This is a genomic window from Reyranella sp., from assembly GCF_965229815.1.
GTDB lineage: Bacteria > Pseudomonadota > Alphaproteobacteria > Reyranellales > Reyranellaceae > Reyranella.
In genome coordinates this window covers 562,884-587,788 of record NZ_CBDDJN010000002.1, presented here as the reverse complement: position 1 = coordinate 587,788, position 24,905 = coordinate 562,884, and the positions used below count along the sequence as shown (strand labels likewise).

Annotated in this window: 30 protein-coding genes and 2 tRNA genes; 17 read left to right on the top strand and 15 right to left on the bottom strand. The window is 69.0% G+C overall.

The annotated features are described in order from the left end of the window. Entirely contained in the window at nt 1–615 is a 615-nt protein-coding gene (locus tag ACO073_RS03365; RefSeq protein ID WP_421995254.1) for a YoaK family protein, read from the bottom strand. Continuing rightward, nucleotides 612–1,631, bottom strand: coding sequence for a 2Fe-2S iron-sulfur cluster-binding protein (locus ACO073_RS03360; RefSeq protein WP_421995252.1), 1,020 nt, complete (start codon nt 1,629–1,631; stop codon nt 612–614). Before ACO073_RS03360 ends, ACO073_RS03365 begins: the two co-directional genes overlap by 4 nt. A 150-nt stretch (nt 1,632–1,781) precedes the next feature. On the opposite strand from ACO073_RS03360, the gene ACO073_RS03355 reads away from it, so the two are divergent. Next, the gene (locus ACO073_RS03355) at nt 1,782–2,849 is read left to right on the top strand and encodes a ferritin-like domain-containing protein (protein ID WP_421995250.1); all 1,068 of its coding nucleotides are present in this window, start codon (nt 1,782–1,784) and stop codon (nt 2,847–2,849) included. 14 nt (nt 2,850–2,863) lie between these two features. Here ACO073_RS03355 and ACO073_RS03350 read toward each other — a convergent pair whose 3' ends face one another. The 3 genes from ACO073_RS03350 to ACO073_RS03340 all read right to left on the bottom strand — a co-directional run bounded on the left by ACO073_RS03350 (nt 2,864) and on the right by ACO073_RS03340 (nt 4,320). Continuing rightward, nucleotides 2,864–3,517 carry a hypothetical protein gene (locus ACO073_RS03350; protein ID WP_421995248.1) on the bottom strand — a complete coding sequence of 218 codons (654 nt, stop codon included), beginning with the start codon at nt 3,515–3,517 and terminating at the stop codon, nt 2,864–2,866. Nucleotides 3,518–3,529: 12 nt separating this feature from the next. After that, complete coding sequence (locus tag ACO073_RS03345) at nt 3,530–4,195, bottom strand: hypothetical protein (RefSeq protein WP_421995246.1); 666 nt, start codon at nt 4,193–4,195, stop codon at nt 3,530–3,532. A 49-nt stretch (nt 4,196–4,244) separates the two neighbouring features. Next, nucleotides 4,245–4,320, bottom strand: a tRNA-Ala gene (locus tag ACO073_RS03340). Between the two features lie 119 nt (nt 4,321–4,439). Between ACO073_RS03340 and ACO073_RS03335 the strand changes: the two genes are divergently transcribed. From ACO073_RS03335 to folD, 6 genes are all read left to right on the top strand, one after another. Further along, nucleotides 4,440–4,835, top strand: coding sequence for a RidA family protein (locus ACO073_RS03335; RefSeq protein WP_421995244.1), 396 nt, complete (start codon nt 4,440–4,442; stop codon nt 4,833–4,835). 5 nt (nt 4,836–4,840) lie between these two features. Next, complete coding sequence (locus ACO073_RS03330; RefSeq protein WP_421995242.1) at nt 4,841–5,086, top strand: hypothetical protein; 246 nt, start codon at nt 4,841–4,843, stop codon at nt 5,084–5,086. Next, nucleotides 5,086–5,724 carry an FHA domain-containing protein gene (locus tag ACO073_RS03325; protein WP_421995240.1) on the top strand — a complete coding sequence of 213 codons (639 nt, stop codon included), beginning with the start codon at nt 5,086–5,088 and terminating at the stop codon, nt 5,722–5,724. Before ACO073_RS03330 ends, ACO073_RS03325 begins: the two co-directional genes overlap by 1 nt. A gap of 89 nt (nt 5,725–5,813) precedes the next feature. Continuing rightward, the gene (locus tag ACO073_RS03320; protein ID WP_421995238.1) at nt 5,814–6,107 is read left to right on the top strand and encodes a YggT family protein; all 294 of its coding nucleotides are present in this window, start codon (nt 5,814–5,816) and stop codon (nt 6,105–6,107) included. A gap of 47 nt (nt 6,108–6,154) precedes the next feature. Continuing rightward, the gene (locus tag ACO073_RS03315) at nt 6,155–6,430 is read left to right on the top strand and encodes a DUF167 domain-containing protein (RefSeq protein WP_421995236.1); all 276 of its coding nucleotides are present in this window, start codon (nt 6,155–6,157) and stop codon (nt 6,428–6,430) included. After that, nucleotides 6,430–7,332 (top strand): bifunctional methylenetetrahydrofolate dehydrogenase/methenyltetrahydrofolate cyclohydrolase FolD, encoded by a 903-nt coding sequence (folD, locus tag ACO073_RS03310; RefSeq protein ID WP_421995234.1) that lies wholly within the window; start codon nt 6,430–6,432, stop codon nt 7,330–7,332. Before ACO073_RS03315 ends, folD begins: the two co-directional genes overlap by 1 nt. Nucleotides 7,333–7,339: 7 nt before the next feature. Here folD and ACO073_RS03305 read toward each other — a convergent pair whose 3' ends face one another. Both ACO073_RS03305 and ACO073_RS03300 read right to left on the bottom strand, forming a co-directional pair. Further along, on the bottom strand, nt 7,340–8,239 hold the full coding sequence (locus ACO073_RS03305) for a metal ABC transporter solute-binding protein, Zn/Mn family (RefSeq protein ID WP_421995232.1): 900 nt from the start codon (nt 8,237–8,239) through the stop codon (nt 7,340–7,342). A 16-nt stretch (nt 8,240–8,255) separates the two neighbouring features. Then, nucleotides 8,256–8,747: a prolyl-tRNA synthetase associated domain-containing protein gene (locus ACO073_RS03300; protein ID WP_421995230.1), complete on the bottom strand. Its 492-nt coding sequence runs from the start codon at nt 8,745–8,747 to the stop codon at nt 8,256–8,258. A 22-nt stretch (nt 8,748–8,769) separates the two neighbouring features. Between ACO073_RS03300 and rfbA the strand changes: the two genes are divergently transcribed. After that, a complete protein-coding gene (rfbA, locus tag ACO073_RS03295; RefSeq protein ID WP_421995228.1) occupies nt 8,770–9,636 on the top strand; it encodes a glucose-1-phosphate thymidylyltransferase RfbA in 867 nt (288 codons plus the stop codon). 95 nt (nt 9,637–9,731) lie between these two features. Beyond that, nucleotides 9,732–9,806, top strand: a tRNA-Gly gene (locus tag ACO073_RS03290). A gap of 128 nt (nt 9,807–9,934) precedes the next feature. Here the strand turns inward: ACO073_RS03290 and ACO073_RS03285 are convergent. Continuing rightward, nucleotides 9,935–10,786 carry an Lrp/AsnC family transcriptional regulator gene (locus ACO073_RS03285; RefSeq protein WP_421995226.1) on the bottom strand — a complete coding sequence of 284 codons (852 nt, stop codon included), beginning with the start codon at nt 10,784–10,786 and terminating at the stop codon, nt 9,935–9,937. Here ACO073_RS03285 and ACO073_RS03280 point away from each other — a divergent pair. From ACO073_RS03280 to pcp, 3 genes are all read left to right on the top strand, one after another. Next, a complete protein-coding gene (locus ACO073_RS03280) occupies nt 10,670–11,470 on the top strand; it encodes a phytanoyl-CoA dioxygenase family protein (RefSeq protein WP_421997386.1) in 801 nt (266 codons plus the stop codon). The two genes, ACO073_RS03285 and ACO073_RS03280, sit on opposite strands and share 117 nt — an antisense overlap. 94 nt (nt 11,471–11,564) lie before the next feature. After that, the gene (gene hisC, locus ACO073_RS03275) at nt 11,565–12,635 is read left to right on the top strand and encodes a histidinol-phosphate transaminase (RefSeq protein ID WP_421995224.1); all 1,071 of its coding nucleotides are present in this window, start codon (nt 11,565–11,567) and stop codon (nt 12,633–12,635) included. Nucleotides 12,636–12,792: 157 nt separating this feature from the next. Beyond that, nucleotides 12,793–13,473, top strand: coding sequence for a pyroglutamyl-peptidase I (pcp, locus tag ACO073_RS03270; RefSeq protein WP_421995222.1), 681 nt, complete (start codon nt 12,793–12,795; stop codon nt 13,471–13,473). Here the strand turns inward: pcp and ACO073_RS03265 are convergent. From ACO073_RS03265 to ACO073_RS03250, 4 genes are all read right to left on the bottom strand, one after another. Next, the gene (locus ACO073_RS03265) at nt 13,456–13,725 is read right to left on the bottom strand and encodes a hypothetical protein (RefSeq protein WP_421995220.1); all 270 of its coding nucleotides are present in this window, start codon (nt 13,723–13,725) and stop codon (nt 13,456–13,458) included. The genes pcp and ACO073_RS03265 overlap by 18 nt on opposite strands. Further along, entirely contained in the window at nt 13,722–14,336 is a 615-nt protein-coding gene (locus ACO073_RS03260) for a LysE family translocator (protein WP_421995218.1), read from the bottom strand. The genes ACO073_RS03265 and ACO073_RS03260 overlap by 4 nt, the downstream gene beginning before the upstream one ends. A gap of 109 nt (nt 14,337–14,445) precedes the next feature. Next, a complete protein-coding gene (locus tag ACO073_RS03255) occupies nt 14,446–15,363 on the bottom strand; it encodes a DUF1186 domain-containing protein (RefSeq protein WP_421995216.1) in 918 nt (305 codons plus the stop codon). A gap of 11 nt (nt 15,364–15,374) precedes the next feature. Then, the gene (locus ACO073_RS03250) at nt 15,375–16,259 is read right to left on the bottom strand and encodes a TauD/TfdA dioxygenase family protein (RefSeq protein WP_421995214.1); all 885 of its coding nucleotides are present in this window, start codon (nt 16,257–16,259) and stop codon (nt 15,375–15,377) included. Nucleotides 16,260–16,316: 57 nt separating this feature from the next. On the opposite strand from ACO073_RS03250, the gene ACO073_RS03245 reads away from it, so the two are divergent. Then, on the top strand, nt 16,317–17,315 hold the full coding sequence (locus ACO073_RS03245) for a D-2-hydroxyacid dehydrogenase family protein (RefSeq protein WP_421995212.1): 999 nt from the start codon (nt 16,317–16,319) through the stop codon (nt 17,313–17,315). Between the two features lie 230 nt (nt 17,316–17,545). Here the strand turns inward: ACO073_RS03245 and ACO073_RS03240 are convergent, their stop codons facing one another. Then, entirely contained in the window at nt 17,546–18,475 is a 930-nt protein-coding gene (locus ACO073_RS03240) for a hypothetical protein (protein WP_421995210.1), read from the bottom strand. Nucleotides 18,476–18,494: 19 nt separating this feature from the next. After that, nucleotides 18,495–19,745, bottom strand: a complete 1,251-nt coding sequence (locus tag ACO073_RS03235; RefSeq protein ID WP_421995208.1) for a class I SAM-dependent methyltransferase — start codon at nt 19,743–19,745, stop codon at nt 18,495–18,497. A gap of 107 nt (nt 19,746–19,852) precedes the next feature. On the opposite strand from ACO073_RS03235, the gene ACO073_RS03230 reads away from it, so the two are divergent. The 3 genes from ACO073_RS03230 (at nt 19,853) to rlmN (ending at nt 22,182) form a co-directional block, all read left to right on the top strand. Continuing rightward, a complete protein-coding gene (locus tag ACO073_RS03230) occupies nt 19,853–20,416 on the top strand; it encodes an RNA methyltransferase (protein ID WP_421995206.1) in 564 nt (187 codons plus the stop codon). 38 nt (nt 20,417–20,454) lie between these two features. Beyond that, nucleotides 20,455–20,979: a DUF2585 family protein gene (locus ACO073_RS03225; protein WP_421997385.1), complete on the top strand. Its 525-nt coding sequence runs from the start codon at nt 20,455–20,457 to the stop codon at nt 20,977–20,979. A 66-nt stretch (nt 20,980–21,045) separates the two neighbouring features. Next, the gene (rlmN, locus tag ACO073_RS03220; RefSeq protein WP_421995204.1) at nt 21,046–22,182 is read left to right on the top strand and encodes a 23S rRNA (adenine(2503)-C(2))-methyltransferase RlmN; all 1,137 of its coding nucleotides are present in this window, start codon (nt 21,046–21,048) and stop codon (nt 22,180–22,182) included. 199 nt (nt 22,183–22,381) lie between these two features. On the opposite strand, the gene ACO073_RS03215 is transcribed toward rlmN, so the two are convergent. After that, nucleotides 22,382–23,413 carry a class I SAM-dependent methyltransferase gene (locus tag ACO073_RS03215; protein ID WP_421995202.1) on the bottom strand — a complete coding sequence of 344 codons (1,032 nt, stop codon included), beginning with the start codon at nt 23,411–23,413 and terminating at the stop codon, nt 22,382–22,384. A 111-nt stretch (nt 23,414–23,524) separates the two neighbouring features. Here ACO073_RS03215 and ACO073_RS03210 point away from each other — a divergent pair, with 111 nt between their 5' ends. Continuing rightward, on the top strand, nt 23,525–24,781 hold the full coding sequence (locus tag ACO073_RS03210; RefSeq protein ID WP_421995200.1) for an argininosuccinate synthase: 1,257 nt from the start codon (nt 23,525–23,527) through the stop codon (nt 24,779–24,781). Nucleotides 24,782–24,905 lie beyond the last annotated feature (124 nt).

The window sequence follows — 24,905 nt, the reverse complement described above, 5'->3', positions numbered from 1 at the left end:
TCACACCAGGATGACGAGCACCAGCAGGGCGGCCGGGACCAGCAGCGGCCAGGCGATGGTCTTGAGCAGAAACGCGCCCGCCGCCGCACCGACCAGGTAGCCGGTCCAGCTGAGCGCCAGCAGGCTCGGCATGTTGACGGTGGGCAGCGACTTGCCCGTACCCGGCCACAGCCGGTCGACCGCGGCCTCTGCGGTGCGCGCCAGCGTGCTCGTCACCACCACGGTGCTGACGGCGGCGCCGGCGAAATGGGTGATGGCGGCGGCCTGCAGGCCCATCGCCAGCGCCAGCACCATCACCTGCGCTTCGACGCCGATCGGCAGGAAGCCGAGGCCGGCGACCAGCACGATCTCGACCAGGATCGGCAACGAGCGGCGATCCCACAGGCGCAGCATCAGGCGCGCCAGCATGGCGCCGGCGAAGAAGGCGACCAGCGGCATCAGGTGCCGGGCAGCGTCGGCGTACCGGCTCTCGGCCGCGGCGATGCCGGCCAGCACCGTGTTGCCGGTCATGTTGGCGGCGAAGACGCCGCCCATGGTGATGTAGCCGACCGCATCGGCGATGCCGGCGATCACCGTGAGCAGCGTCGCCTCGATGTGCGGCCGCGCGATCGTCACACCACGTCGTAGGTGATCTCGACCTCCGGGCCGAAACAGTGGCCCTGGCAGGTGAGGATCCAGTTATTGGCGAGATCGTCGTCGGTGTAGATGTCGTTCTTCGCCAGCACGATCTTGCCCTTGATGCGCTTGGCGGCGCACGAGGCACAGAAGCCTTCCTCGCAGGACGAGAGCGGGTTGAGGCCGGCCTTGCGCGCCGCCTCGAGGATGGTCTGGCCCTTGGCGTAGGGCACCTTGTGGGCCTTGCCCTCGAAATGGATGGTGATCTCGCTGGGCACGACCTCGCCGTCCTGCGGCTCGATCGGGACGGCATCGTTGCCCGAGGCCTCGAAGCGCTCGATCAGGACCCGCTCGCGCGGCAGGCCGGCGGCCAGCAGGGCGTTCTCGACCACGGTCATGAAGGGGCCCGGCCCGCAGAGATAGGCCTCGGCATCCTCGAAGCCCGCGACCGCCGCGGCGACCTCCTTGGCCTGTGTCAGCCCATGCGTGTCGTCGAGGTGGTGCACGACCTCGAGGCGGCCGGGATGGGCCTTCACCAGCGCCTCGAACTCGGCGTCGAAGATCACCGAGGCCTTGTCGCGGTTGGCGTAGAACAGCCGGATGCGGCGCTTGCCCGCCTTCAGGGCCGACTTCACCAGCGACATCATGGGCGTGATGCCGCTGCCGCCACCGAACAGCAGCAGCGGCGCGTCGCGATCGCTCAGCACGAAGCGGCCGGCCGGCGGCAGCACCTCGATCACGGCGCCCTCCTTCAGGGCGTCGTGGAACCAGTTCGAGCCCTTGCCGCCGGCCACGCGCTTGACCGTGACCTTGGGCAGGCTGTCGGTCTCCGGCGCGCTCGACAGCGAGTAGCAGCGGTTGAAGACGCCCTCGGGATGGCTGACCCGGAAGGTCAGGAACTGGCCGGCGCGATAGCGGTACTTGGCGGCGAGGTCGGCGGGGACCTCGAGGATGAAGGAGCGCGCATCGGGCGTTTCCTGGACGATCTTGGCGATGCGCAGCGTGTCGTAGGCCATTCGGTAAACCTGCGTTCAGATGACGTGCATTCTGCGGGCGGGACTCTCCTAGCAGACTGTGCTAGGTTCCGCCTGAAAAATGAACGGAGCGTCATTTTTGATTGCTCCGATTGGGGAATGGACCGCGTTCAGCGACAGGAGGCAAGACCCATGACGACCCAGAAGATCTACCAGCTCCCCGTCGACATCACGGAATGGAAGTTCGACGGCGCGACCGAGATCGCCTTCAACTGGGAATACGAGGACGGCTCGGCCGACCTGCTGAACCTCTACGAGAAGGGCAAGCAGCAGCAGTGGGACACCTCGACCCGGATCGACTGGTCGCAGGAGCTGTTCGAGGAAAACCCGATGGGCATGGCCGACGAGACCATCCCGATCTACGGCTCGCCCTTCTGGGACAAGATGACCGAGAAGGAGAAGAACTGGCTGCGCTTCAACCTGCAGTGCCATTCGATCTGCCAGTTCATGCACGGCGAGCAGGGCGCGCTGATCGCGACCGCCAAGATCGTCAACACCGTGCCCGACATGAATGCCAAGTTCTACGCCGCGACCCAGGTCATGGACGAGGCGCGCCACGTCGAGAGCTACAAGCGGCTGATCCACGAGAAGTTCAAGTCGGCCTATCCGATCACCGATTCGCTCAAGAACCTGCTCGAGCAGACGCTGACCGACCGGCGCTGGGACATGACCTATCTCGGCATGCAGGTGCTGATCGAGGGACTGGCGCTGGCCGCCTTCCAGCGCATCCGCGACAGCGCCTCGAACAACCTCGCCGCCGCGGTCAACGCCTATGTCATGCAGGACGAGGCGCGGCACGTCACCTTCGGCCGCATGGCGCTGCGCGAGTACTACCCGCAGCTGTCGGATGCCGAGCGCGCCGAGCGCGAGGAGTTCACGGTCGAGGCGCTCTACTTCATGCGCGACCGCTTCAACCAGGCCGAGGTGTGGATGCGCTCCGGCCTGCCGGTGAAGGAGATGCTGGAGCACGCCTACCATTCGGGCGCCATGCAGAACTTCCGCTCGCGGCTGTTCACGCGCATCGTGCCGATCCTGAAGGAGATCGGCCTGTTCGGGCCGAAGGTCCAGAAGGCGCTCGGCGACATGGGCGTGATGGAATACACGAAGATCGACGTCGAGCAGCTGATCGCCAACGACATGAAGGTCGCCGACGATTTCGACGCCAAGAGGTTCGTGAAGGAATCGATCGCGGCCGAGTGACCGCGACTTAGGCTCTACTGGCAGGCCTTGATGAGCGGCGGTGCGTCGAGCACCGTCGCCACCTCGGAGATGTCGAGGCAGCGGCTGCCGATCCAGCCCTTTTCCTGCACCAGCAGGGCGTAGCGCGAGAAGGTGTCGGCCTGCTCCGCCGGCGTCGGCCGGTCGCGCGCCAGCAGCCAGGCCAGCGCATAGAGGTTGCCGGTGGCGAAGTCGGCGGCGGGCACGTCGAGGTCGCGGCTCCACAGGAGGGCGTTGCGGGCGGCGGCGCCCGTCGGATCGGCGAGGCCCGCCAGCCAGGCATGGGCATTGGCGGCCAGCGCATACGGGCCGCCCTGCTCGGCGCGCAACGCCTTCACCCGGCTGGCCATGGTGGCGTAGCTCTTGCCCTCGATCGTCTTCTCCGGGCAGCCGCTGCGGCACAGGGACACGAAGGTGAGGTACTCGTTCAGCGTGATCTCGACATTGCCGTTGTTGCGCTGCCGCCACGAGCGCGCGAGGTACCAGCCCTGGTTCGTCTCGCCCGTCCACGGCTTCTCGGCCCGCGGCGTGCCCTGCTCGAGCTCGCCGACCACCGCCTGGGCCGCGGCCTGCCATTCCGGCGGGATCTGCGCGAACGACGGCACAGGCAGGGCGAGAGCGGCGAGGACGACGGCCAGGACGAGTTTCATTCGTGAAGCCCCTCAGTATCGGCGCGCCCGGTAAGGGTCGCGGCTTTCGTATTGGATCAGGTCGTTGGCGCGCTGCTCCATGGCGTCGCGCGGTGCCAGCGTGCGCGCCTGCGCCGCCGTGATCAACCGGTGATGCGGGGCGTCGTCGAGCGCGGCGCCGACCTCCCAGCAATGCGCGCGGTTGGTCACCCACGCCTTGGGCGGGAACTTGCGCAGGTCGAAGGCGTCCGAATGGCCGCGCAGCGTCTTGCGCTCCCAGCACGTGTACTCGTGGAAGTACGACATCGCGAGCTCGCGCAGGCTGCGGTAGACGGGGTCGCGCCAGCGCAGCCAGACATGATTGCTCTTGGAGATCGCGCCCCAGCAGCCGTGGCGGCGGAAGACGGCGACGACATGGTCGGAATCGCCGCTCGCCGTCAGGTCCATCAGCAGCGGCGGCTCGCCCTGCAGCCACAGCGCCGCCGCCGCGAGCAGGGCCGCCTCGATGCAATGGGCGCGACGGTAGCGCAGCACGCCGCGCACCGAGCGCAGCGTGTCGCCCGATTCCTCGAAATTGGCGTTGAGGCCGATGACGAACTCCTGGATGCGTCTCGGCGAGGCGAGTGCCTGGAGGATGCGGCCTTCGTGAGGTTCGAGCCCGAGATCGGCGGGCGTGGGATGACGTTTGCGGACCAGCATGAGGCCGGCAGTTTGCCGCGCATGGCGGCGGATTGTCATTCCCGGCGGTTGGTGGAGCTGAGGGGGATCGAACCCCTGACCTCCTCATTGCGAACGAGGCGCTCTCCCAGCTGAGCTACAGCCCCCCATCAACCGATGGCCCCGAGAAAAAGGCCTGAGGAAGGCGCGGATAATGGTTGGCGGGTCCCCTGTCAAGCAAACCGGCCTGTGTTAGCGTTCCGGCCCATTGTCAGGGAGTTTGCCAGTGACCGATCGCAGCAAGAAGGCCGTCCTGTCCGACGCCGCGCCCAAGGCGCTCGGACCCTATTCGCAGGCCATCGTGGCCAACGGCCTGGTGTTCTGCGCCGGCCAGATTCCCCTCGATCCTAGGAGCGGCGAGGTCGTGCCGGGCGGGATCGCCGAGCAGACCCACCAGGTCCTCAAGAACCTGCGGGCGGTGCTCAAGGCGGCCGGCAGCGATCTCGACCGCGCGGTCAAGACGACGGTGTTCCTGAAGTCGATGGACAGCTTCGCCGCCATGAACGAGGTCTACGGGCAGCCCGAATATTTCGGCGCCCATCCGCCGGCGCGCACGACCATCGAGGCGGCGCGCCTGCCGCGCGACGTGCTGGTCGAGATCGAAGTCGTGGCGCTGGCCTGACGCCCGTGGCCACCGTCATCGCCTGGCTGCTCGGCCTGGGCGCGGTCGCGCTGTTCTTCCTGGCGTTCGCGCACCTCGTCGTGTCGCTCGTCCTCATCATCCCGACCTGGCGCATATGCACCCGCGCCGGCTTCTCGGGCGCGCTGTCGCTGTTCCATCTCGTGCCGGTGATCGGCTCGTTCATCGTCATGGCCGTGCTCGCCTTCAGCGACTGGCCGAACGGCGAGGCCTCTTCCGGCGATCGCCGATGATGGGTCTCGAGATCCCCGCGCTCATGGGCCTGTTCGGCATCACCAGCGTGTTCGCGCTGGTCGGCCTGGTCCTGGCCGGCTGGATGGCCTGGCGCATCGTCGCCAAGGCCGGGCTGCCGGGCTGGGCGGGCCTCGGGGCGATCCTGCTGACCCTGACGGCGGTCGGCACGATCGTGCCGCTGGTGCTGCTCTGGGTCTTTGCGTTCATGCGCTGGCCGCGCGACGAGCCGCAACAGGCGCTGGGCTACGCGACGGCATCGGGCGGCGCGACCGTGCCGCCGCAGGTGCTGCCGCCGCCCGCCATGGCGCTGGCCGATCGCCGCCTGTGGCGGCTCACCGGCGCGCTGCCGGGCGGCGGTGCGCTCGCGCTGGCCGTCGACGCGGCGCCCGGCACCTATGTCGTCACGGGCTCGCCGGCCGCGGGCGCCGCCGAGCTGTCGGTGCCGGATCCGTCGTTGGGCCGGCCGCACGCGCGTGTGCTGGTCGCCGCCGGCCGGCTCGGTCTCGAGGATCTCGGCACGCCGGGCGGCACCTTCATAGACGGCGCGCGACTCCTGCCCGAGCACGGTCCCCGCGATATCAGCGCCGCGCGTTCGATCCGCTTCGGCGCGGTCGAGTTCGCCCTGTCGCGAGCGTGATCCTGTGACCGAAATGGGCTTGTGATCTTCATTCTTGGCCGAGTAGGGTGCCGCGCGGGCCGCGAGCCCGCCCGGGGAGCGGAGAGGCGATGCTGTCGCTGGCGAAACTGATCGACGAAGTGATCAACATCTATACGTGGGTGGTGATCGCCAGCGCCATCATGAGCTGGCTGGTGGCCTTCGGCGTGGTGAACGTGCGCAACCAGTTCATCCGCGTGATCGTGGACCTCCTGTACCGGCTCACGGAGCCCGTCCTGCGGCCGCTCCGTCGCGTGCTGCCCAATCTCGGCGGCGTCGACATCTCGCCGGTGATCCTGCTGCTCGGCCTCTTCTTCGTGCGCAATCTTCTCTGGGAGTATGTCTGGCCGGCGCTGATCCGCTGACCGCTTTCGCCGGCGATCCGGCTTTCCTGCGCCGGATCGCGACGGGGGTGACGGTGGTCCTGCGCGTGCAGCCGCGGGCGCGCCGCGCCGGCCTCGCCGGCACGGCCGAGGGCCTGAAGGCCGCAGTCACCGAGGCACCGGAAGACGGCAAGGCCAACCAGGCGGTGCTCGCGCTGCTGGCCGGCGCCTGGCGCATCCCCAAATCGGCCATGGAGGTCGTGCGTGGCGCGACCGGCCGCGAGAAGGTCGTCGGCATCGCCGGAGACCCGGCGGCGCTGGCGGAACGGATCGGAAAATGGACGAGGGACCAGGGATCAGGGTGATGGGAAAGGCAAATGTGATCGACGGCAAGGCCTTCGCGGCCGGCCTGCGCCAGCGCGTAGGGGCCGGCGTGGCGGCCCTTGCCGCCGAAGGCGGACCGAAGCCCGGCCTGGCGACGGTGCTGGTCGGCGACGATCCGGCCAGCGACGTCTATGTCCGCAGCAAGGGCAGGATGGCGGCCGAGCTCGGCATGGCGAGCTTCGATCACCGCCTGCCGGCGGCCACGACCGAGGCCGAGCTGCTCGAGCTGATCGCACGGCTGAACCTCGACCCGGCCGTCCACGGCATCCTGGTTCAGCTGCCGCTGCCCCGGCACATCGACCCGGCCAAGGTGCTGCTGGCGATCGACCCGGCCAAGGACGTCGATGGCTTCCACCCCAGCAATGTCGGCCGCCTGGGCTCGGTGGCGCCGGGCGGGCCGCTCGACTTCCCCGTCCCGTGCACGCCGCTCGGCGTATCGATGCTGCTGCAGGACGTGCTGGGCTCGCTGTCCGGCAGCGACGCGCTGGTGATCGGCCGCTCGACCCTGGTCGGCCGTCCGGTGGCGCAGCTGCTGCTGCGGGCCGACTGCACGGTGACGATCGCCCATTCGCGCACGCGCGACCTGCCCGCGCTCTCCCGTCGCGCCGACATCGTGGTGGCGGCGATCGGCCGGCCGCAGTTCGTGCGCGGGGACTGGATCAAGCCGGGCGCGACGGTGATCGACGTCGGCATCAACCGCGTGGCCGCCGCCGACGGCAAGAGCCGACTGGTGGGCGACGTCGCCTTCGACGAGGTGGCGGCGGTGGCCGGGCACGTCACCCCCGTGCCGGGCGGCGTCGGCCCGATGACGGTGGCATGCCTGATGTACAACACGCTGCAGGAAGCGCGTCGCGCTGCGGGCCTGCCCTTCGTGGCCGTATAGCTGCGCGTCAGTTGCGCGCCATGCCGGCGACCAGCGCCCCGGCATTGTGGCGCATCATCGCCTCGTAGGTCGCGGCCGGACCGTCGGGTCCCGAGAGGGAATCGCTGTACAGGCGCGGGCCGACGATGCCGCCGGTCTCGCGCGCGATCTGCTCGATCAGGCGCGGATTGCCCATGTTCTCCAGGAACAGGGCGCGGATCTTCTGCTCGCGAATCTGGCGGATCAGGAGCGCGAGGTCGCGCGCCGACGGCTCGCTCTCGGTGCTGACGCCGCGCGGCGCGAGGAACGTCACGCCGTAGGCCGCCTGGAAATAGTGGAAGGCATCGTGGCTGGTGATGACGCGGCGCTGCGGCGCGGGCACGCGGCCGATCTCCTCCCGGATCCATGCGTCGAGGATCGCCAGCCGGCGGTCGTAGGCCGCGCCACGCTCGCGATATCCGGCGGCGCCCGGCGGATCGGCCGCGGCCAGGCCGGCGACGATGGTCTCGACATAGCGGCGGGTGCGGCCGACATCCTGCCAGCAGTGCGGGTCGGGACCATGGGCATGCGCGTGGCCCGGCAGGGAAGCGGCCTCCAGCGTCGCGACGCCGGTGCTGGCGACGATGGCGCGGCCCCGGAAGGGCGCAGCCTTGGCCAGCCGCTCGATCCAGCCCTCGAAGCCCAGGCCGTTGCTCACCATGACCTGGGCGTCGGCGAGCTGCCGGGCGTCGGCGGGACGCGGCTGATAGGCGTGGGCGTCGCTGTCGGGGCCGACCAGGACGGCGAGCTCCACCCGGTCGCCCGCGACCTGCCGCACCAGGTCGCCCAGGATCGAGAAGGTCGCGACGACCTTCGGCCGGTCGCCGGCGGCGGCGGGGCGGCAGGCGAGCCCCGCCGCCGCTGCCAGGAAGGAGCGCCTCTGCATCATGGACGCAATTGTTATACTATAACGGAAACTCGAGCCAGCGCGGTTCGTGCCCGGTGGCGGCGAGGAAGCGCAGCAGGTCGGCGCCCGATAGCGCCGTGGTCATGCTGTTGACCAGCGGGTGGGCGTTGACCGGACCGCCCTCGAGCAGGCCGCGGTCGAGGGCTACTCGCACGGTACCGGCAAGGTCGTTGGCGAGGGCGAGCGGCGTCACCGAGCCCGGCGCCACGCCGAGATGGCGCTGCAGCCGTTCGGGACTGCCGAAGGACAGCCGCCCCGCGCCGAGCACCTCGCCCAGGCGCTTGAGGTCGACGGTGCGGTCCTCCAGCGCCACGACCAGCCACATCTCTTCCTTCTTGTTGCGCAGGAAGAGGTTCTTGATGTGGTGGCCGGGCAGGTCGCCGCGCAGCGCCTTGGCCTCTTCGACGGTGAAGACCGGCGCGTGCTCGACGGTGCGGTGGGCGATGCCCAGCGAGTCGAGCCGGGCGAATAGTTGTTGCGGGTCGAGCATGGGGTCGATTTACATCGTGGGGATGAAGGGAATCGTTCTGTCGGGCGGCAGCGGCACGCGGCTTTACCCGATGACGCGGGCGGCCAACAAGCAGCTCCTGCCGATCTACAACAAGCCCATGGTCTACTATCCGCTCAGCACGCTGATGCTGGCCGGATGCCGGCAGATCCTGCTGGTGGTCAATCCGCAGGACGAGGAGGCCTATCGCCGCCTGTTCGGCGACGGTCGCCAGTGGGGACTCGAGATCAGCTATGCCGTGCAGCCCCGGCCCGGCGGCATCGCGGAAGTCTTCCTGATCGGGCGCGAGTTCGTCGGCGGCGACCGGGTCGGGCTGATCCTGGGCGACAACCTGTTCTACGGCGATTCGCTGCCGGCGGTGGCCGAACGCGGCGCGCGCGGGCCGGGCGCGGTGATCTACGCCTACTGGGTGAGCGATCCCTCGGCCTACGGCGTGATCGAGCTCGATGCCGACGAGCGCCCCGTGTCGATCGTCGAGAAGCCCCGGCAGCCGCACTCGAACTGGGCGGTGACGGGCCTCTATTTCTACGACGGCGACGTCTGCGACGTGGCAGCCGGGCTGACCCGCTCGGCGCGCGGCGAGCTCGAGATCACCGACATCAACGCGCACTACATGAGGGTGGGCCGGCTCACGGTCGAGAAGCTCGGGCGCGGCTACGCCTGGCTCGACACCGGCACGCCGTCCAGCCTCCTGCGCGCGGCCCAGTTCGTCGAGACCGTCGAATCCCGCCAGGGGCTGCAGATCGGCAGCCCCGAGGAGGTCGCCTGGCGCAAGGGCTATATCGACAATGCCGGGCTCGAGCGGCTGATCCAGCCCATCCGGGAGAGCGAGTACGGCAAGTACCTGCAGGGCCTCCTGGCGCGCGGCTGAGGGTCCCGCCGGCGGGGCTTCCCGGGCGCTTGCCAAGGGCCACGAAAACCCGTATCAACGCCGCCTTCCGGCACCTACCCGGCCGGATACGGAGCGCGGGCGTAGCTCAGGGGTAGAGCACGACCTTGCCAAGGTCGGGGTCGAGGGTTCGAATCCCTTCGCCCGCTCCAATTTTCAGCGAAGCGATCGTGGTGACGGAACCGCAGGCGCCGGCCGATCGTCGGTGCTTGGCCCCAGCTGATGCGGCCGGTACGTCCTGGACCCGCCGCTCAAATCCCCACGCCCCACCAAAGGCGCTCTATCGCGACCGACGCCGCGGGCCGGGCGGGCGATCGACCGTTCCTGCTGCCCCGCCGGCTGCCGCCTTCAGCGACCGGAAGACGGGAAGTTCGTGCCGTCGCCGGGCATCGAAGACGATCGACGTCTCGATGCGGGTGACGCCGGGACGGTTCGTGAAATGGTCGAGGGCGAGATCCTTGAGGTGCTGCGTATCCCGCACGACGACGTGGACGACGAGGTCGTAGCGTCCTGTCACGAGGAAGGCGAAGCGAACCTCCGGCACGTCGACGATGTCGTCCAGGAAGCGGTCGACCGTGCTGCGCTTGTGCTTCGCCAGTTCGATCATGAAGAGGGCTTCCAGCCCGATCCCCAGCGCCTTCGGCTCGACGTCGACATGGGCGCCGAGGAGGATTCCGCTGTCGCGCAGCCGCTGAATCCGCCCATGGGCCGACGACGGCGCGAGGCCGACCTCCGCGGCGATCTCCTTCACCGACAGACGAGCATTGTTCTGCAGAAGGCGCAGGATGCCGATATCCGTTCGGTCCAGCTCGGATTCGGCGACGTTGGACCGTAATTCATTCGGTCTATAGGCAGCCATGGCGATGATAGTATCGCCAACTGGCGAAATGAACAGACGGTAGTCGTCATGCCTGCCTTCGATCTGCCCCTGCTCTCCCGCGTCGGCGCGGCCGAGGTCGAGCGCTTCCGCCGAGACGGCTATCTCATCGTCGAGCGCGTCCTGGCCGAGGATCGGATCGCTGCGCTGCGCGAGAGCTTCCCGAAGCTCTTCGCGGGCCGGTTCGACACAGGCGTCTATCCCGACGAGTGGTACTGGCGCGAGGGCATGAGCCTTCCCGACGTGACGCGTCATATCGCGAATGCCTGGAAGTCGGATCTCGCCGTGGCGAGGCTGGCCCTCTCGGCCGATATCGGTCAGGCCGTCGCGCGGCTCACGGCATGGTCCGGCGTCCGGCTCGGGCAGGATACGATCTGGTGGAAGGCGCCCCGGACCAAGCCGATCGCCCATCATCAGGATTCGTCCTTCATGGATTTCCTCGATCCGGCGCAGACCGTGACCTGCTGGGTCACGCTCGACGACACGCATCGCGACGCAGGAACCCTCGAGTATGTGCCAGGCTCCCATCTGTGGCCGCTGACGTCCCTGCCGGAGGCGTTCCATGGCCAGCAAGACTATCGGGCGCAGATGAAGGCGGCCGCCGCGGCGGCGGGCGTCGAGCCGCCGGATCCGGTCTTCATCGAGGTGCCGGCAGGCACGTGCGTATTTCACGCCGGCGAGATCTGGCATGGCTCCGGTCCGAACGAGACCGGCGATCGCATGCGTCGCTCGATCGGCGTCCACATGATCCCCGCCCTGGCGCAGTTCAGCGACCGGCCGGGCGGCTACATCTATCGCCGGTACCAGCGCACCGACGATCCCTCGATGGACGAGAGCTTCTTCCCGCTGCTGTGGTCGGAGGGCGGGGGACGGACGGGGTGGCTCGACGATTATTGCGAGAGTGGCCGGCGGCGGAATCCGCAGCGGGCCGCGGCCTGATCGCGCCGGGCCATTGCGCCGCGGCCGGGCAAGCTTTGCGAACAGCGTCCGGCGATGTCATAAGCCGCCGCTGCAGCCCCAGCGGACATCCCACATGAGCAGACTATGGAGCCGGACCGCGCGCGACCTCTCGCCCTACGTGCCGGGCGAGCAGCCGCGCCTCGCCGATCTGGTGAAGCTCAACACCAACGAAAGCCCCTTCGGACCCTCCCCGCTGGCGCTGGCCGCGATGCGGACGGCGGCGGCCGACGATCTCAGGCTCTATCCCGATCCCGAAGCGACCGAGCTGCGCCAGGCGCTGGCCTCCTTCCACGGCGTGACGCCCGAGCAGGTCTTTGTCGGCAACGGTTCCGACGAGGTGCTGGCGCATGCCTTCGTCGCGCTCCTGAAGCAGCGGCGGCCGCTCCTGTATCCCGACGTCACGTACAGCTTCTATCCCGTCTGGGCGCAGCTGTTCGATGTCGCCTGCGAGACCGTGCCGCTGGACGACGAGATGCGGGTGCGCATCGCGGACTACCGGCGCGACGCGGGCGCGATCATCCTCGCCAACCCCAACGCGCCGACCGGCATTGCGCTGTCGCGGGCCGAGATCGCCGGGCTGCTCGACGAGCATCGTGACATCCCCGTGGTGATCGACGAGGCCTATGTCGATTTCGGCGGCGAGAGCGCCATCCCGCTGGTCGCCGATCATCCCAACCTGCTGGTCGTGCAGACGATGTCGAAGTCGCGTGGCCTGGCCGGCCTGCGCGTCGGCTATGCGATCGGCGACTCCGGGCTGGTCGAGGCGCTGGTCCGGGTGAAGGACAGCTTCAACTCCTATCCGCTCGGCCGGATCGCGCAGGCCGGCGCGACGGCCTCGGTGCGGGACGAGACCTATTTTCGCGAGAGCTGCGCGCGCATTGTCGAGGGCCGCGACGCGCTGGTCCGGGCACTGGGCGAGCTCGGGTTCGTGGTCCTGCCGTCGCGTGCGAATTTCGTCTTCGCCCGGCATCCGGCGATGGACGGCGCAACCCTGGCGTCGGCATTGCGCGATCGGGCGGTGCTGGTCCGGCATTTCGCCAGGCCGCGCACGGCGCCGTACCTGCGCATCACCGTCGGCACGGCGGACGACACGCGGCGGCGCGTCGCCGCGGCCTCGGACATTCTGGGGACACGGGCGACCTAGGGCGCTATGAGAGGTGACGGAGTCGCTCGCGACTCCCCTCTTCGCATGCGCCCGCCCGAAGGCTGCGCATCCGGATCAGGCTCCAGGCGTAACGCGACGACGCGCCGCTCGCGCGCCCGTCGTCCGCCATTCCCTGCCACCGTGAAGGACCAGCCTGATGAATCGCTCCTCGCAGACCATCCTGCTGACCGGCTTCGAAGCCTTCGGCACGACCCCCGTCAATCCGGCCGAGCAGGTGGCGCGCCGGCTCGATGGCCGCTCGGTCGGCGACGCGGCGATCGTGTCGTGGATCGTGCCGAACACGTTCTTCACCGCCATCGACGTGGTCCAGGCGGCCATTTCCGAGATCCGACCGCAGATCGTGGTGATGATGGGCGAGTTCGGCGGTCGCGCCATGATCACGGTGGAGAGGATCGCGCAGAACCTGAATGACGGCGCGCGCTACGGCCTCCGCGACAATGCCGGGGCGCTGCTGCAGGACGTCCCGACGGTGCCGGACGGCCCGGTCGCCTACCACGCCACGCTGCCGCTCCGCGCCATGGTGCGGGCGATGCGCGACGCCGGCATCCCGGCCGACATTTCCGACACCGGCGGCACCTTCTGCTGCAACCACCTGATGTACGGCATCCTGCACCATGTCGCCGTCGGCGGCCTGCCGATCCGCGCCGGCTGGATCCATCTCCCGCACCTCCCCGAGGTCGCCGCGCTCGAGGCCAATCTCGGCGCGCCCAGCATGTCGGTCGAGACGGCGGCGGCGGGCGTCGAGGCCGCGCTCGCCGCCATCCTGGCCCATCCGCAGGACATCACCGACCGCATCGCCTCACGCCTGCAGGTCTGAGGCCTCGCGGTCGCGGTCGGGATGGTGGAACAGCAGCACCGCCGCCACCGACGACAGGGCCAGCGCCGCCACCAGCAGGAAACCGTCCTCGAAAAAGGCGCCGAGGATGGCGCCGCTCGCCTCGGGCGACAGGCCGAGCTCGTGCTGGATGCGCGGGATGGCATAGGAGATGGCGGCGCGGTCGACGTAGTTGACCGCGGTGATCGCGAACAGCAGGAAGACGACGAACCAGCGAAAGCGTGTCGGCGTCATCGATCGGCGAAGGCGAGCTTGGCGCCCAGGGCGGCGAAGGCGCCGGCGAAGACGCGCCGCATCCAGGCCAGCACGGCGGGACGGGAGATGACGTGTCGGCGGATCGCGGCGGCGAACAGGCCGTAGCCGACGAAGACCACGAAGGTCAGCAGCATGAAGACGCCCGACAGCTCCGACAGGCGCAGCATGGGATGGCTCTCGTCGGCGCTGACGAACTGCGGCAGGAAGGCGAGGAAGAAGATCGAGAGCTTGGGGTTCAGGATGTTGATCAGGATGGCATGGCCGATCACCTGCAGCGAGGAACGCTCCGAAGTCTCGGCGTCGACGGCGAGCGCGCCGCCCTGCTCACGCAGGGTCATCCACGCCATGTAGAGGAGATAGGCGACGCCCAGGTACTTGAAGGTCTGGAAGGCGATGGCGCTGGTGTGAAGCAGCGCGGCCAGCCCGAGGATGGCCGCCGCCATGTGCGGCACGATGCCGAGCGTGCAGCCGAAGGCGGCGACCACGCTCGCTCGCGCGCCGCGCGTCAGGCCGGTCGCCAGGGTGAACAGCACGCCGGTGCCCGGCGACACCACGACGATCAGGCTCGTCAGGAGAAACTCGATGCTCATCACGCCGCCTCCGGCAACCGGGCACGCTGCGGCCGGAATCGGCCGGATGCCCGCGCACCATAGGAGGCGACGGCACGTGTGTCAGGCCGCCTCGCGACAGCCGCCCTCCCTAAGCGGCGAGGCAGCAGCGCTTGGCCTTCTTGCCGCTGCCGCAGGGACACGGGTCGTTGCGGCCGACATGGCGCCAGGGGTTGGTCACGGGCTGAGCGAGAGGCTGGTCTTCCGGCCAGTCGCCCGATCCGCCCGTTTCGTCATCGTCTGCATATGGAAAGAGCTGCAAGGCCTCGACGACATCGTCGATATGGCCGAGGCCTGCATCCTTGAAGCGCGCCACGTCATCGGGCGATCGTTCCGCCTGTTCGAGCAGGCGCTCGAAGCGATCGCGGTCGAACAGTTGGTCGTCCAACACCTCCCGAGTCTCGGCCTCGCTCACGAGAGGTTCGAGTTGGCGCAGGCCAAGCACCGCGATCGCCGCGCTCCAATCGTACCATAGCAGGTCGTCACCGGGCGTTGGCTCCGCTGCGGCAAGCCGCTCCAGGAGAGCGATCGTCCGTGATCGGTCGATTCGTCCCTCCCAGGTGAGAAAGGCCGCTGCTGCCAGCAGCGCTCCCCTGGCCGATGGCTCGATGTCAGGGTTGGCGATGGCCTCGAACAGCGTATCCGCATCGCCGTCGAACAGGCTGGCGGCGATCTTCGGCAGGGTCTCGGTGATGGCGTCGCCGAGCAGCCATTCGACCTCTTCTTCGGGGGCCTGCAGCAACCGTATTAGGAGCGGGAACGATCGCGAATCGCGCTGGCCGGCAAGAATGTGCAACGCCCGAAAGAACTGGAGGGCCTCGCCTTCGTTCGCGACCTTGCCGTCAGCCGCATGCGCAAGGGCCCGGCGCAGATGCGGCGCCGCTTCCTCGTGGCGCACGAGGCAGGCGCCGATGGCGACAACCGGGAGTTCCTCCGCTGTCGCGAGCTCTTCGATGTAGGCCGTCATCGGCTCCGGGAAGATGTCGGCGAACGGGGGATCGATGGTCACGAGATGGCTCCCTACGCGGCCTGCTCGAGGCCGGCGGACTCGTCGCGCGTCGTCACGCGACGCAGGTCGCGCACCAGCGTCGTGTCGAACGGTCGCGCGCGATGCATGGTGCAGCGATTGTCCCAGATCACGAGGTCGCCTCGCCGCCAGCGATGGCGATGCACGAAGCGCGGCTGGGTGGCGTGCTCGATCAGGTCCATCAGCAGCAGGCGGCCGTCGGGGACCGGCATGCCGATGATGTGCGAGGCGTGGCTCGCCACGTAGAGGCTCTTCCGGCCGGTGCGCGGCGAGGTGCGCACCACCGGCTGCGGCACCGGCGGCAGGCTGGCCAGCTCCTCGTCGGTGTAGCGGGTGACCGAAAGTTGGCCGCGCGAGTGCCAGATCGAATGCTCGGCGATCAGCCCGTCGATCCGGCCCCGCGTCGCGGCCGGCAGCGCCTCGTAGGCCGCGCGCAGGTCGGCGAACTCGGTGTCGCCGCCCTCGTCGGGCACGACATGGGCATAGAGCAGCGACAGCGCCCCGGGGACGGCGCGGAACGAGGCGTCGGTGTGCCACAACCGGTTGGCCAGCCAGTCGAGCCGCCGCTTGGCGTCGGGCGCGAGCACCCGGGAATCGCCGTCGAGGTTCGAGATGTCGGCGATCTCGCTGGAGGCCAGGCGATGCTTGATGCTGGTGTGGCGGGCGCGCTGGGCCGAGGAATGGATGGGGCCGAACCGGCGGGCGAAGTCGATCTGCTGCTCGTCGGTCAGCGTCTGGCCGTGGAAGACCACGATGGCATAACGGTCGATGGCGGCCTGGATCGTCTCGCGATCGGTGTCGGGCAGTGGCCGGGCGAGGTCGATGCCGGCGATCTCGGCGACGAAGTCGGGGCTGACCGGCGTGACGGTGATGCTCACGACCGTCTCCTGCGTCTATAGTGGAGCGACAATCACCATCATCCTCCAGGAAACGCCATGCCGCAAACCCACAAGCTCGCCCTGCTCGACGACTACCAGAAGGTGGCCCTGCGGATGGCCGACTGGGACCGGCTGCGCAAGCGCGGCGTCGACATCACCGTGTTCCACGAGCCGTTCACCTCGGTCGAGGATGCCGCGGCCAAGCTCGCGCCCTTCGACATGCTCGGCCTGCTGCGCGAGCGCACGGCCTTCCCGCGGGCCCTGATCGAGAAGCTGCCCAACCTCAAGTTCATGGTCCTGACGGGCGCGCGCGCCTCCAGCCTCGACGACAAGGCGGCGACCGAGCGCGGCATCCCGATCAGCAACACGCCGGGCGGCGGCTCGAACGCCTCGACGGCCGAACTGTGCTGGGCACTCCTGATGTCCTGCGCCCGCGATCTGGCGAAGGGCGAGCGACTGATGCGGTCCGGCGGCTGGCACGACGGCATCCAGCAGATGGTCGTGCTCGAAGGCAAGCGGCTGGGCGTCATCGGGCTGGGGCGCCTGGGCAGCCGCGTCGCGGGCTATGCCAAGGCCTTCGGCATGGACGTCGTGGCCTGGAGCCAGAACCTGACGGAAGAGAAGGCGGCGGCCGGCGGCGCGAAGCTGGTCAGCAAGGACGAACTGCTCGCCACCTCGGACTTCGTCACCATCCATCTCGTCCTGTCGGCGCGGACGCGTGGGCTGCTGGGCGCGGCCGACCTCGCGAAGATGAAGAAGTCGGCCATCCTGGTGAACACCTCGCGCGGCCCGATCGTCGACGAAGCCGCCCTGATCGAGGCCCTGAAGGCCGGCACCATCGCCCATGCCGGGCTCGACGTTTACGACAAGGAGCCGCTGCCCAAGGGGCATCCGCTGACCCGGCTCGAGAACGTGACCCTGGTGCCGCACCTGGGCTACGTCGTTGAGGACAGCTACCGCCATTTCTATGCCGGCACGATCGAGGACATCGAGGCCTGGCTCGACGGCAAGCCGATAAACCTCATCAATCCCGAGGCGCTGAAGAAGGCGGCGTGATCGAGGCTCCCCGGTCGCCGGTGGGGGAGAAGGGATCGGCCGCCCTGTGACCGGCGGAACGGATCGCCCGTGCGCGCGTTGTCGGCTCCGTGTGACGCCGTCAGGGGGAGAGAGAAGAGATGTTCGCCTACATGGCCATTCTGGTCAGCCTGATCACGATGAGCGTGGTTTCCTTCGTCGCCGCGGCGATGGCCGGGTGACGAGCGGCCGAGTGATGAGGGGCCGGGCGATCAGGGCGTGCTGCGCAGGCGGACCACGATAAGCCACACCGAGGCCGCGAGGATGGTGGCGGCCGCCACCCATTCGACGCTGGACAGGCCAGGCGGCGACACCCAGCCGAGCCGTGCCGCCATCGCTTCCAGGGCGATGGCGAAGAACGGCATCGCGGTGAGCGCGATCAGGTAGGTCTGCACGCCGGTCCGGTTGATGGTCCAGAAGCCGAGCCAGGTGCCGGGCGCCCGGAACAGCAGGCCCGACAGCACGGCATAGAACCAGAGTTCGCCGCGGCCGAAGGCGTCGCCGGCGCCGGTCCACGGCGACGCGACGATACCGGTGACGCCCAGGACCGACCACACGAGGATCAGCGCCAGCGACGCCGCCACCAGGATCTCGCCCGTGAAGCGGCTGCGGGCGCCGAGGTCGGTCAGGCGGTTGCGCGGATGGCGCGCGATCATCCACGACGCCGCGACGGCCATCGTCTCCGAAGCGACCAGCCAGGCGAGGCCGCGCCAGGCCGGCGGTGCGAGGGCCATCGCAAAGGCGGCGAGGCCGGCGGTCATCAGGGCGAGGCCCGGCCAGTCATGCCGCGACGGTCTCTGGCGTGTCAGCCACCAGCTCGAGGCCGCACCGATCAGCACGTTCACCGTGGCCAGAAGCGTGCTCTGGGTGACCGCCAGCCAGACGACGGCCGCCGCGGTCGCGCCGTTGATGGCGACGCGCAGGAAGGCATAGCCCAGCGTCCAGGGGGCGAGCAGCTCGCGCCAGCTTCCCGGCGCCCGCCGGCCGAGCCACAGCATGACGAGACCGGCGGTCAGGAGCTGGACCAGGGTGTACGCGCCGGCATCGAGCCCTGCGTCGTTCACGACGTGGCGGGTCAGCAGGAGATAGAGCGACCACAGCAGCGAGTTGCCGAGGCCCAACGCCAGGAGGGAACCGCCCATGGCGGCCGCCGCGATCGCTTCAGGTCCGGAAGCGCAGCAGCAGGTGGTTCACGCCGTTCAGCTTGAGGTAGAGGTCCTCGAACTGCGTGTAGAAGTCCTCCCACTGCGGCAGGCCGCCCTGGGCCCCGAGCGCCGTGTAGATCTCCGCCACCGTCTTGCGGCCGTCGATCTGCGACACGATGCGGGCCGCGAGCGGCGGCAGCTGGGCACGCCAGGGGAAGCCGTCGAGGTTGGCGACCAGCGGCGTGCCCGGCTGAAGGCCGGCGGCGAGCTTCTGGGCATCCATCTCGCGCAGCACGGGGATGGCCGACGTGTCCTCGGGCCGCGCCACCGTGTCGAAGCCGGCGCGCGTGGCATAGAAGACGTGGGTGCGCAGGTTGCCGGCCAGGCGCTCGGCGAAGGCGGCGCGATCGAGCAGCGGCAGCGAGCTCGCCTGGCGCGCGATGATCGGATCGCTCATGTAGGTCGCCGGCTCGTAGCGCACGGGCTCGAGGAAGGCGACGACGCGCAGGCCGGACTGGGCCGCCATGTGCCCGATCTCCGGCACCGTGAAGGCGCGATCGCAGGAGTGCAGCAGCAGGTCGTAGAGGCCGGCATCGCCGCCGGTCACATGGTCGTTGAGATAGGGATTGCGGCGGAACAGGTTGGTCGTCGGCAGGAAGCGGATCAGCCGCTTGGACATGGCGATGCGGTCCTCCAGCGCCATCGACGGCGGCGCCAGCGTGCGCAGCAGCTCCTGCAGCGGGTAGACGCCGCTGCGGCCGTATTCGCCGTAGAGCATGACGCCGAGCCCGCCTTCGGGTGCGAGCACGCTCGCCAGCGCGCGCATGCCCTCGGCCGGGTCGGGCAGGTGGTGCAGGACGCCGGTGCAGTCGATGTAGTCGAACTGCCCGATCGCCATCGCCGGCAGGTCGAGCAGCGAGCCGGTCAGGAAGTGGATGTTGCGCAGGCCGCGTGCCCGGGCGCGTGCTTCACAGACCTGGCGCGAGGCGGTCGAGAGGTCGAGATAGATCACCTCGCCGGGGCAGCGCCGGTCGGCGAGCTGCTGGGCCAGCATGATGCAGGCGTCGCCGGTGCCGCCGCCCGCCACCAGCGCCCGGAACGGCCGCATGAAGTTCAGGCGCCCGGCGAACAGGTAGTGGTTGATCTCGAGGACGTGGCTCGGGGTGCCGGTGATCAGCCGGATCGCTTCGTCCCGCGGATCGCGCGGCGGGTAGGGCAGCGCTTCGTATTGGGCGCGGACGGCATCCAGCGGCGAGGGAACGGTCATTCTGGCCTTGTTTCACGGCAGGCCCGGCGCTACCCGGGGGATGGCGGGCGCCGGCCACCGATTAGTGCAACAAATTGCGGTGCGGCGAAAGAGGGCCAAAAGACGGCATGAAGGGCTATTTCGGCATCGGCGTGGAAGGCGTCAGCAAGGCCGTGAACGTGGGCACGCTTTTTCGTACCGCCCATGCCTTCGACGCCGCCTTCGTGTTCACCCTGAGGGCCCAGTACGACCGCCGCGAGGGTGGCCAGGCCGACACGTCCGACACGCCGCGCTCGGTGCCGACCTACCACTTCGCCGACCTCGAGGCGTTCCGCCTGCCGCAGGGCTGCCGGCTGGTCGGCATCGAGATCACCGATGACGCGATCGAGCTGCCGACCTTCCGCCATCCGCGACAGGCCGCGTACATCCTGGGCTCGGAACGGGAAGGCCTGTCGGCCGACGTACAGTCCCTGTGCGACTATGTGGTGAGAATCCCCACCCGTTTCTCGGTCAACCTCGGCGTCGCCGGCGCCCTGGTCATGTACGACCGCCTGCTGAGCCTCGGCCGCCACGCCGAGCGGCCGGTGGGCGAGGGCGGTCCGACCGAGCCGGTCGCCCTGCCGGTGTTCGGCGAGCCGATCTACAAGCGCAAGCAGAGGATCCGCGCCCGGGCGGCGGAGGCGCGCAAGTGACCCGGGTCCGGGCCGCGGCGGCCGCCATCCTGGCGCTCATGGCGATCCAGGCGCTGGTCCTCCATCTCATGGGCCGCGTCTGGATCTGCAGCTGCGGCACGGTCCGGCTCTGGGTCGGGGACATCTGGTCGCCCGAACTCTCGCAGCAGCTCTTCGACTGGTACACGCCCTCCCACATCGTCCACGGCATCCTGTTCTACGGCCTGCTGCGGCTGGTGCTGCCGCGCCTGGCCGTTCCCTGGCGCCTGGTGCTCGCGGTCGTCATCGAGGGGGCCTGGGAGATCGCCGAGAACACGCCCTGGGTGATCGAGGCCTATCGCCAGCAGGCCCTGGCGGCCGGCTACACCGGCGACAGCATCGTTAATTCCCTGCTCGACACGGTGGCCATGATGACGGGCTTCACGCTCGCCCGCCTGCTGCCCTGGCCCGCGACCGTGGCCCTGGCGCTCGCCCTGGAGATCGCCGCGGCGTCCGTGGTCCGCGACAACCTGACCCTGAACGTCCTGAACTTCGTCCATCGCTTCCCCGCCATCGAGGCCTGGCAGAAGGGCGCCCAGCGCTAGATTGGCTTCGGGGGCGTCGGGATCGGCAGTTGCGCCGGCCTGCCCGCCCGCCTATCTCCCCCTTCCATGGCCCTCCTGCCGACCGAGCCCCTGCAGATCGTCGAGCCGTTCCGCGGCCGCAACGACACGCGCCGCAACCTGGTCGGCCTGTCGCGCGAGGGGCTGAAGGAGACGCTGGCCGAGGCCGGGCTGGAGCCGTTCCGGGCCCGCCAGGTCTGGCAGTGGATCTACTGGCACGGCGTCATCGACTTCGGGCGCATGACCAACGTCGCCCGGAAGACGCAGCAGCGGCTGGCCGATCTCTTCGTCATCGAGCGGCCCGGCATCGTCACCGAGCAGCGTTCGGTCGACGGCACGCGCAAGTGGCTGCTGCGCTTCGCCGACGGCAACGAGGCCGAGACGGTCAACATCCCCGAGGAGGATCGCGGCTCAGTCTGCGTGTCGAGCCAGGTCGGCTGCACGCTCACCTGCACCTTCTGCCACACCGGTACCCAGCCGCTGGTGCGCAACCTCGCACCCGACGAGATCGTCGGCCAGTTCATGGTGGCACGCGACAGCTACGGCGAATGGCCGACGCCGATCGAGACCACGCGCATGCTCTCGAACATCGTCATGATGGGCATGGGCGAGCCGCTCTACAATTTCGACAACGTCGCGACCGCCCTCAGGATCGTGATGGACGAGCAGGGGATCGCGCTGTCGCGCCGCCGCATCACGCTCTCGACCTCCGGCGTCGTGCCGATGATTCCCAAGGTCGGCGAGGTGCTCGACGTCAACCTCGCGGTGTCGCTGCACGCGGTGAACGACGCCGTGCGCGACACGCTGGTGCCGATCAACCGCAAATGGCCGATCGCCGAGCTGCTTAGGGCCTGCGCGGCCTATCCCGGCGCGCGCAACAGCCGGCGCATCACCTTCGAGTACGCCATGCTGAAGGGCGTCAACGACAGCGACGCCGACGCCCGCGAGCTGGTGCGGATCCTGAAGCCGATCCACGCCAAGGTGAACCTGATCCCGTTCAACCCGTGGCCGGGTGCGGGCTACGAGTGCAGCTCCAACAACCGCATGCACCGCTTCGCCGAGATCGTGAACGACGGCGGCCTCAGCGCCCCCATCCGCACGCCGCGCGGTCGCGACATCCTCGCCGCCTGCGGCCAGCTCAAGAGCGCGAGCCAGCGCGGTCGGCGGGAGAAGGTGGCGCTTTAGGGCGCACCCCTGTCACGCCGAGCGCAGCGAGGGCCTTCGAGCACCAGGAAAGGTCCCTCGCTCCGCTCGAGATGACAGGGGGTGCTGTCACCTCTGGAATGCGACTACTGTCGACGGGAACGCGCACAAGGTCTGTCGTCCTGAGCGTAGCGAAGGACCTCATCGCCGCTGGCCACCGGCATGAGATCCTTCGCTACGCTCAGGATGACGAAGTGAGCGCCGTCACCTTCGACAGGAATGCGCGCTCGCCCGCGACGACCTTCAGCCCCGCCGCTTCGGCCCAAGCCTCGACGCTGCCCTGCGTGTACTCGGCGTAGTACGGCTCGTGGAAATAGTGCGGGAAGAGGTCGAGCAGGCCGTCCCAGGACGGCATGTCGCCCTTCTGCATCGAATCGACGACGACCACGAGGCCGTCCGGCTTCACCACGCGGGCCATCTCGCTGAGCGCCGTCGCGCGCACGTCGGCGGGCAGCTCGTGCAGCAGGAACGACGACACGACGAGGTCGAGGCTGGCATCCTCGAACGGCAGCGCTTCGGCCGCGCCCTCGACCAGCTTCACGCGCGCCGTTCGGCCGATCAGGCGGCGCGCCTCGGCGAGGTAGGGTGCGCTGAGATCGAGGCCGGTGAGCTTCATGCCCGGCCAGGCATCGTGCAGGAAGGCGAGCAGCCGGCCGGTGCCGCAGCCGACGTCGAGCCCCTTGAGGCCGCGCTGGTTGCGGCCGGCCATCCAGTCGGCGATCGGTCGCAGCGCACGCCGGCGCATGGCGTCGGCGGCGCCGGTGAACAGCACCTCGACCTGGGTGTCGTAGATCGTCGCCGACTGGTCCGAGAGCCAGCCGTCGCTCTGGAAGTGGAAGTTCTGCCGATAGTAGTCGGGCAGGCCGTCGCCCTGCTGGCCGGGCGGCAGTTCGTCGGCCTGGCCGTGGCGGCGCGCGTCGACCTGCGGCAGGTCGCGGAAGTAGAGCAGGCTGCGGCGCAGGATCTCGCCCGGGTCCATCGACAGCGGCCGCGGCGCCGGGAAAAGCCCGGCCTCGACGTCCCGCCATTCGCGCTGGAACAGCGCCCGCATGTCGCGGGTCATCTCCTCCCGCGACGGGGTCGGACCGACCGGGAAATCCGGCTTGGGCATCGGCTTCATCATCCGGCGGCCGGCGGCATAGTGGCCGGCGTACCAGGCGACCCGCGCGGTCTGGCGTGCGGCGTAGGCGAGGCGGTGGAGGGGCGATGCCATGGGCTAGTTTACCTTGGGATCGATTATAGCGTCTTTGCGGCAGGCTTGCCCGGACAAGCGCCATGGCTATAGTCGCGCGCCTTCATCGATCCGACACGGAATCCGGCCGCCATGAGCATTACTTATACCGGGCCCTACAAGAAGGGCGACATCAAGAAGGTCGTGCTCGCCTATTCCGGCGGCCTCGACACCTCGGTCATCCTGAAGTGGCTGCAGACCACCTATGGCTGCGAGGTCGTGACCTTCACCGCCGACCTCGGCCAGGGCGAGGAGCTGGGTCCGGCCCGCAAGAAGGCGGAGATGGCGGGCGTGAAGCCCGAGAACATCTTCATCGACGATGTCCGCGAGGAGTTCGTGAGGGACTTCGTCTTCCCGATGTTTCGCGCCAACGCGCTCTACGAAGGCCAGTACCTGCTCGGCACCTCGATCGCCCGCCCGCTGATCGCCAAGCGCCAGATCGAGATCGCCCGCGAGCTCGGCGCCGACGCGGTTTGCCACGGCGCCACCGGCAAGGGCAACGACCAGGTCCGCTTCGAGCTCTCCTATTACGCGCTGCAGCCCGACATCAAGGTGATCGCGCCGTGGCGCGAATGGGAGCTGACGTCGCGCACCAAGCTGCTCGAGTTCGCCGAGGCGCATCAGATCCCCATCGCCAAGGACAAGCGCGGCGAGGCGCCGTTCTCGGTCGACGCCAACCTCCTGCACTCCTCCAGCGAGGGCAAGATCCTGGAGGATCCCTGGGAGGAGGCCGACGAGATGGTCTACCAGCGCACCATCTCGCCCGAGGCCGCGCCCGACAAGCCGACCTACGTCACCATCGACTTCGAGAAGGGCGATGCCGTCGCCATCGACGGCGAGAAGATGTCGCCGGCGACCCTGCTCACGAAGCTGAACGAGCTCGGCAAGGCCAACGGCATCGGCCGCCTCGACCTTGTCGAGAACCGTTTCGTCGGCATGAAGAGCCGCGGCATCTACGAGACGCCGGGCGGCACGATCCTGTACGCTGCCCATCGCGGCATCGAATCGATCACGCTCGACCGCGGCGCGGCCCATCTCAAGGACGAGCTGATGCCGAAGTATGCCGAGCTGATCTACTTCGGCTTCTGGTTCGCACCCGAGCGCGAGATGCTGCAGGCGCTGATCGACCGGAGCCAGGAGAACGTCACGGGCACGGTGCGACTGAAGCTCTACAAGGGCAACACCACCGTGGTCGGCCGCAAGTCGCCCAGGTCGCTCTACTCGATGAAGACCGTGACCTTCGAGGACGATGCCGGGGCCTACGACCAGCGCGATGCCGAGGGTTTCATCAAGCTGAACGCGCTCCGCCTCAGGCTGCGGGCGACGGGGCAGGGTGGTCCGAGGAAGTAGTCATCGCTGGGGGCGCGCCACTCCAGTGGCGCGTTCATGGCTTTCCGGGCTGGAGCCGATGAATCATGTCTTCCTGAGCGCAGCGAAGGACCTCGTCGCCGCTTGCGACCGGCATGAGATCCTT

Coding starts and splice junctions, on each gene's coding strand:
- ACO073_RS03320 (WP_421995238.1), top strand. CDS start 5,814: ATGCTGTCGCTGGCGAAACTGATCGACGAAGTGATCAACATCTATACG.
- ACO073_RS03360 (WP_421995252.1), bottom strand. CDS start 1,631: ATGGCCTACGACACGCTGCGCATCGCCAAGATCGTCCAGGAAACGCCC.
- ACO073_RS03350 (WP_421995248.1), bottom strand. CDS start 3,517: ATGAAACTCGTCCTGGCCGTCGTCCTCGCCGCTCTCGCCCTGCCTGTG.
- folD (WP_421995234.1), top strand. CDS start 6,430: ATGGGAAAGGCAAATGTGATCGACGGCAAGGCCTTCGCGGCCGGCCTG.
- ACO073_RS03240 (WP_421995210.1), bottom strand. CDS start 18,475: ATGGGCGGTTCCCTCCTGGCGTTGGGCCTCGGCAACTCGCTGCTGTGG.
- rfbA (WP_421995228.1), top strand. CDS start 8,770: ATGAAGGGAATCGTTCTGTCGGGCGGCAGCGGCACGCGGCTTTACCCG.
- pcp (WP_421995222.1), top strand. CDS start 12,793: ATGAATCGCTCCTCGCAGACCATCCTGCTGACCGGCTTCGAAGCCTTC.
- ACO073_RS03285 (WP_421995226.1), bottom strand. CDS start 10,786: ATGACGCGTCACGTCGGGAAGGCTCATGCCCTCGCGCCAGTACCACTC.
- ACO073_RS03230 (WP_421995206.1), top strand. CDS start 19,853: ATGAAGGGCTATTTCGGCATCGGCGTGGAAGGCGTCAGCAAGGCCGTG.
- hisC (WP_421995224.1), top strand. CDS start 11,565: ATGAGCAGACTATGGAGCCGGACCGCGCGCGACCTCTCGCCCTACGTG.
- ACO073_RS03215 (WP_421995202.1), bottom strand. CDS start 23,413: ATGGCATCGCCCCTCCACCGCCTCGCCTACGCCGCACGCCAGACCGCG.
- ACO073_RS03345 (WP_421995246.1), bottom strand. CDS start 4,195: ATGCTGGTCCGCAAACGTCATCCCACGCCCGCCGATCTCGGGCTCGAA.
- ACO073_RS03225 (WP_421997385.1), top strand. CDS start 20,455: ATGGCGATCCAGGCGCTGGTCCTCCATCTCATGGGCCGCGTCTGGATC.
- rlmN (WP_421995204.1), top strand. CDS start 21,046: ATGGCCCTCCTGCCGACCGAGCCCCTGCAGATCGTCGAGCCGTTCCGC.
- ACO073_RS03235 (WP_421995208.1), bottom strand. CDS start 19,745: ATGACCGTTCCCTCGCCGCTGGATGCCGTCCGCGCCCAATACGAAGCG.
- ACO073_RS03245 (WP_421995212.1), top strand. CDS start 16,317: ATGCCGCAAACCCACAAGCTCGCCCTGCTCGACGACTACCAGAAGGTG.
- ACO073_RS03210 (WP_421995200.1), top strand. CDS start 23,525: ATGAGCATTACTTATACCGGGCCCTACAAGAAGGGCGACATCAAGAAG.
- ACO073_RS03305 (WP_421995232.1), bottom strand. CDS start 8,239: ATGATGCAGAGGCGCTCCTTCCTGGCAGCGGCGGCGGGGCTCGCCTGC.
- ACO073_RS03260 (WP_421995218.1), bottom strand. CDS start 14,336: ATGAGCATCGAGTTTCTCCTGACGAGCCTGATCGTCGTGGTGTCGCCG.
- ACO073_RS03265 (WP_421995220.1), bottom strand. CDS start 13,725: ATGACGCCGACACGCTTTCGCTGGTTCGTCGTCTTCCTGCTGTTCGCG.
- ACO073_RS03300 (WP_421995230.1), bottom strand. CDS start 8,747: ATGCTCGACCCGCAACAACTATTCGCCCGGCTCGACTCGCTGGGCATC.
- ACO073_RS03325 (WP_421995240.1), top strand. CDS start 5,086: ATGGGTCTCGAGATCCCCGCGCTCATGGGCCTGTTCGGCATCACCAGC.
- ACO073_RS03355 (WP_421995250.1), top strand. CDS start 1,782: ATGACGACCCAGAAGATCTACCAGCTCCCCGTCGACATCACGGAATGG.